At 46.1% G+C, this 6,157-nt stretch carries 4 protein-coding genes; 2 read left to right on the forward strand and 2 right to left on the reverse strand.

All coding sequences use genetic code 11. The features are described from left to right. Together L691_RS0123730 and L691_RS0123735 are read right to left on the reverse strand one after the other, a co-directional pair. A partial coding sequence (locus L691_RS0123730) for a peptidase domain-containing ABC transporter (RefSeq protein ID WP_025692766.1) occupies positions 1-2,014 on the reverse strand: 2,014 nt, incomplete at its 3' end. A 22-nt stretch (positions 2,015-2,036) separates the two neighbouring features. Next, complete coding sequence (locus L691_RS0123735) at positions 2,037-2,282, reverse strand: helix-turn-helix domain-containing protein (protein ID WP_051459447.1); 246 nt, start codon at positions 2,280-2,282, stop codon at positions 2,037-2,039. Between the two features lie 112 nt (positions 2,283-2,394). On the opposite strand from L691_RS0123735, the gene L691_RS0123740 reads away from it, so the two are divergent. Both L691_RS0123740 and L691_RS0123745 read left to right on the forward strand, forming a co-directional pair. Beyond that, positions 2,395-2,691 carry a mersacidin/lichenicidin family type 2 lantibiotic gene (locus L691_RS0123740; RefSeq protein ID WP_232229263.1) on the forward strand — a complete coding sequence of 99 codons (297 nt, stop codon included), beginning with the start codon at positions 2,395-2,397 and terminating at the stop codon, positions 2,689-2,691. 108 nt (positions 2,692-2,799) lie between these two features. Continuing rightward, positions 2,800-6,012 (forward strand): type 2 lanthipeptide synthetase LanM family protein, encoded by a 3,213-nt coding sequence (locus L691_RS0123745; RefSeq protein WP_025692769.1) that lies wholly within the window; start codon positions 2,800-2,802, stop codon positions 6,010-6,012. Positions 6,013-6,157 lie beyond the last annotated feature (145 nt).

The raw sequence follows: 6,157 nt of genomic DNA on the forward strand, positions 1-6,157 counted from the left end.
CCCTGCCTTGGTCTAACACAACAATACGGTCCGCATGCCGAATCGTGCTAAGCCGGTGGGCGATGAGTATCTGTGTGCACGGGTATTCCCGTAACGATTCTGTGATCAGCTGCTCGGAGGCGGTATCCAGCGAACTGGTAGCCTCATCTAGTACAAGAATCTGCGGCTGCTTCATTAATGCGCGTGCCAAAAGAATACGTTGACGTTGGCCTCCCGAGAGGTTGACTCCATTCTCGGAGACCATTGTTTGATACCCAAGCGGGAGCTGCATGATATAGTCATGAATCGCCGCCCGCCTAGCAGCCTGTACGATCTCATCCAGCGTATAGTCCGATTGATGGAGCCCTATATTCTGCATAATGGTCATGTTAAATAGACGTGTCTCCTGCAGAACGACGCCCAGACTTCGTCGAAGCTCTCTGAGGTTCCAGTCCTCCAGAGAAACCCCGTCAATTCTCACCTGGCCTTCTGTAGCCGTATAAAGGCCGAGCAATAATTTGGCTAAGGTACTCTTGCCAGAGCCGGAAGCTCCTACAATAGCCACTCTCTCACCTGGGTACACTCTGAGATGAATATCTTTCAATACGTCTTTTCCAAAACGATGATAATGAAATGAAACACCGATAACTTCGATATCTCCGCGAAAGGTTTCCCGGCTCTTATAAATGCCCATCTGCTCCGGTTTACTCTCAATCACATCCTGAAGCCGTTGAATATAGGAACCGACACTTACCAGCTCATTGTAGGTCGATCCCAGAGAGACAATAGGCATCATAAAAGCAACGGCCAGCGACTGGAAGCCAAGCAGGCTTCCAAGGGTCATATTCCCCTGCAACACGTAGTAGGATCCTGCCCACAGAAGAAGCAGCGGGAAAACAGACTGGATGCTGGCGGAAATCGAATCAATAGATGCCGTCCAGACCGTTCGCTTTTCCGTAGTTTTAAGCTGTTGCTGGAAATACGTCCACCATTTATCAAATACCTGTTCCTCCGCGCCTAGTACCTTTAAATCCATGATCCCCTGGATGTTCTCCGCCAAAAAACCGTGCATTTCCGCCTGTGCGGATATCTCATTCCGGGATAATCTATGGGAGATAAAAGAACTTACGAAAATAATAGACAGCATCAATAATCCCACACCAATGACCATTAACCCCATCTGCCAATTATAGGTGACCATTAAGGCAGCATAGGTGACAAGCAAAAGTCCGTCTATGAAGAGGGTTACCACCCGGTTAGATAAAACCCGACGGATAATCACATTCGAGTTGGCCCGGAAAACAAGTTCTCCCCCTTTACGATTTTCAAAAAATTCAAATGGAAGCTTAAACAGCCGCTCTATGAATTCTGACATCATGGAAGTGTCCATCTTCGATTGCAGCTTGGCAACCAAATATCCCCGTAAAAGCTGAAAAAGCTGAGAAAAGATAAACAACCCAGCGATTACACCACCTAATATCGTAAGAAAACTCCCGTTTTTGCCGGTAAGCCGGTCGATCGACCACTGCGTCAACAGGGGAATAAGTAAACCAAGTCCTTGCAAAAGCAGAGAGATGATTAATATGGCGAACGGCAGCTTGCGGCTTTTTAAAGCTAATCTGAGAAAAAACAGCCATTTGTGCTTCGGCCTTCTGCGCTCGAACCCTTCCTCAGGTATAAAGGAAAGGCAGAAACCCGAAAACTTCTCCTCCAGTTCCTTCAAGGAAAGAACAAGGCGTCCAAGAGCCGGATCCAAAATAACCGCTTTATGTTTACTCAGGCGTTCCAGAACGACAAAATGCTTATTTTCCCAAAAAAGAATGAGCGGGGGCGTTAATTGATTCAATTGAGATAAATTCAATCGGTAGCCCCTGGTCTTCAAATGATACATACTCGCCATCTCTTGCACCTGGTGCATGGAAACCCCGGTACGCGTGGTACCCATACGATTACGCATTTCTGGTAAGGTTACATGATGACCATAGAAGCCCAAGACCATAGCCAGACAAGCAAGACCGCATTCACTGTGCTCCATTTGCTCGATAAAAGGAACTCTCTTATGAAATACTCTCAACTGGATATACCTCCATCTTGTCCGTCAAAAAAATCCAACCGAAGTGATAGACCAGAATGCCAATTTGGACCCTTGTTTGTATGTCCCATTTATGTTTGATTGATGCAACAATCTCACCTGTACGCCGCATACTGATGTCAAAATACCGGGAAATTTCAATATCCTTCAGACCTTGGGCAATTAAAATAGCAACTTTACGTTCCTTCGGCGATAACTCCTGGCAGATCATTTTGCATACCCCTTAATATTAGGATTAATTCCAAAACATTACAAAATAATCAAAGAAACATAGAAGTAAAACAATGATTTTTTTTGAAAAATGCCGTTTTATGTAGTACAAGATGAAAAATGTCAATAGTAAAATAAACAACGTAGAATATGGCTATATTCTAAAATATTCCAGAGAGGATGAAAAAGCAATGACAAATGTAGAAATGGTTCAAGCTTGGAAAAACCCAAAACTGCGTACCTCAGGTATTGCAGCCCACCCAGCTGGTGAAGCGTTGGTAGAAGTAAGTGCTGACGAGCTGGCACGTGTTCATGGAGGACTGGCTGTACAGCCTGATTCCACACCTACCATCGTAATTACGATTACTATCGTCACCACAGTTATTTGCTTCCCGACACCAGTTTATTAATTACTATTAAATGTACGCACCAATCTTCACCGATTGATGCGTACTGCCTCTATTTTTAGTTTCTCTGGAAGGTCGGATTAAAATTTTTCAAATTAAGGAGAGGAAACGATGAAAGAACAGTGGTTGCGTGCCCTCTTTTTACATGAACGCAAAGAGCTTTTGAAAAACGATTTGGACAAGCACAATTTTATGATGAAAATAGATGAGCAAAAAACTGCTGAATTAATGAGTGAGTGGTTTGAGTTTTCTTTAATCCAAACGGACCCCCAAAAAAAGGCAAAGTTTAAGGAGGCCGAGCTGGACCAGAAGTTATTTGGTGCACTTATTCAGTCTACGGAGGACTTAAAGTGGCATGAAGAGATACTGCCACACGTCCGAGAGTACCAAACCGACTGGCTATCAATTCTAGAGGAAGTATTGGAGCTTCATCGTCAGAATCCCGTTGATTCCGTTTCGCAACGAACCATTGATCTTCTGCTCCGTCCGTTTTTGTTATGGGGTAAACATCAATGGACGGAGCAGCTACAAGCTTTGGACAAAAAAGGAGAGTTTATCCAGCCTGCGAGGTTAATCGCTTCTGTTTTACCAACCTTGGCTTCCCAGCTTGCCCATATCGCAGGCCGCTCGTTCGTCTTGGAGTTGAATATCGCAAAAGCTTTAGAAGAGTTGGTAGGCGACACACCAGAGGAACGTTTTATTTCTTTTGTGGAGACACATGTGGTCGATCCCGAACAACTCTCTTTATTTTTCCAGGAGTATGCCGTAATTGCCCGTAGCCTAACAGAGCGTACCCTATTATTTGTGAGCGCCATCGTTGAAGCCGTCTCACGATATTTGCACGATCTGCCAAGCCTGCGTCAAACGTTTTCCCTCCAGGACTCTCCCCTGGTACGGATTGACGCCGGCTCCGGTGATTCACACCAGCAAGGACGGACGGTGATGCGCCTCTTTCTTGATTCCGGACAATCCTTGATGTATAAGCCTAAACCAACTGCTGTGACTCTCCATTTCCAAAAGCTGTTGGAGTGGATCAATATGAGAGGATTCTCGCCGAAATTTACAACTATGCGTGTCATAGACTGTAAGGACTACGGTTACGAAGAATTCATAGAGACTAAAGGTTGTAATTCAGAAGAGCAAATAGACCTCTTTTATTATCGACTCGGCTCCTACCTGGGAATCATTTATTTTTTAGAAGGTACTGACTTTCATTATGAGAATTTGATTGCATGCGGAGAGCATCCGGTTCTGATCGACTTGGAAACGCTGTTTCACAATCAAGTTTATCAAGAGTTTCCGGATTCTGCGGAAATTGAGGCCCAGCTTCGGATTCGAAATTCGCCTATGGGCACCTCTTTGCTCCCTCTCCTTTTCCACCAGGATGACAAGGGTTTTGGAATTGAATTAAGCGGGTTAAACGGTAGGGAGCAACTGACCCCTTATCCCGTACTGAGCATAGAGAATGTGAACACAGACGAGATGCGATATGTGCGGAAACCGCAAACCACATCGATCAGCCACAACCGCCCCTCCATAAACGGCATTTTTAAAGAGGCTGGCGAGTATGCTTCCAATATCGTGGATGGTTTTCGAAGCCTTTGCGTATTTTTTTTGAAACATCGTACCGAATTATTAAGCGATTCGGGGCCATTGGCTTGTTTTGCCGAAGATCCTGTACGTATTGTTCTGCGCTCTACTCAATTTTATATGAACTTTCTATTGGAATCATGGCACCCTGACTACGGACGTGATGCACTCGACTTAGAGCGGTTGCTCGACCGGATGTGGTTTTCCTGGCTGGATGAGCGTGTTATTGCTTCGGAGGTAAAGGATTTGCGCTGCGGGGACATTCCCTATTTCACTACACTGCCAGGCTCACGTGACCTATGGGACAGCCGGGGAACCAGAATTCCCGAGTTTTTTGCCGAATCCGGAATGCAAAAATTAAAGACCCGAATGCAGACACTGGATGAAGAACAGATCGACATTTACTGTCAGTGGATCTCCGCTTCCATCAGCGGTTCCTTCCTTGGCAAGCAGATACATATGGTAGAAACCATTAAAGAACCGCATCAATCTGCACCGAACCTGCCGACTGCTTCATCTGCCGCATTCCTGGAAGAGGCACGAAGGATTGGTGATGAATTGGTTCGACAGGCGGTGTTTAGCCGAAGCGGAAAAAATGCAACTTGGATCGGAATGAACCTGAATTATCGGGAGCAGCTGCATTTGTCTCCTTTGGGCGGCGGGCTTTATGACGGTACTGGCGGCATCGCTCTCTTCCTAGCGCAACTTGGGCATGTTACAGGTGAACAAATATATACGGATACTGCCTTGGCAGCCCTGGAATCAACGCTCCACAAGCTTCCATTGAAATTGAAGTTCCCGTCAGCTTTTTACGGTCAAGCCTCCGTCTTGTATATTCTCTCTCATTTAGAAGCTTTGCTTGGTGATCGAGAGTCCTGGAAACAGCACCGTGCGGATCTTTTGGATAACCTGACAGATAGTGTGGAGGAGGATACGTTTTTTGATTTGTTAGGGGGAGCCGCCGGTGTGATTCAGGTTTTGCTAAATGAATTCGTCTTCCATCATTCTGAAAAGGCGCTCAAGGTTGCCATTCGATACGGAGATCATCTCATAAAATACGGACGGAAGAGTGAGACGGGGATGTCCTGGATCTCCAGTGTATTTCCGCAAGCTTATGTCGGGTTCGGACACGGAAGCATAGGTATCGCTTGGTCCTTATATCGCCTTGCTGCGGCTACCGGCAATTCGGCCTACCGTACTGCAGCAGAAGAGGCAGTCCGGTATTTGAGAGCTTCCTATTCGCCTGAGCAACATAATTGGATAGATTATATACAGGAGGAAGGACACCAGCTTAGTAATTGGTGTCATGGCTCCACCGGAATCGGACTTGGACTTATCTTATGCCGACCCTATATGCAAGAGCAACATGCCTCCCAAGCGGTAGAAGAAATAGAAACGGCGGTATTCGCTACTCAAAATCACGGCTTTGGCCATAGTCACTGTATCTGTCACGGGGAGCTGGGGAACCTTGAACTGTTGCTCACAGCTGGAGAAGCCCTTAATCGCCCTGAATGGATTGAACAGGCCCGTTCATACGCTGCTCAATCGCTAACCTACTATCAGAATCACGGAACATATATTACGGGTATACCCACTTCATTCAATACACCAGGGCTTTGGCTGGGTTTAGCCGGAATCGGGTATCAAATGCTACGTCTTTCATCAACCGTTTCCTTGCCTTCTATCCTGACCCTTCAAGAACCGCTAATCGAACGAATCAGAATTTTCAATTAGCGCGCCTGGACATTGCGAATACCAGCCATCCATTTCAGAAAATTACCGTCTTGAACCGCATAACATCTCCATGTTGTACCAAATCGGTCTTTTATTCAAGGTAAAAGAATAGGCCGCCGCCGGATCATTCCCCGGCGGCGGCCCG

The organism is Paenibacillus zanthoxyli JH29, assembly GCF_000520715.1.
Lineage (GTDB): Bacteria > Bacillota > Bacilli > Paenibacillales > Paenibacillaceae > Paenibacillus_AQ > Paenibacillus_AQ zanthoxyli.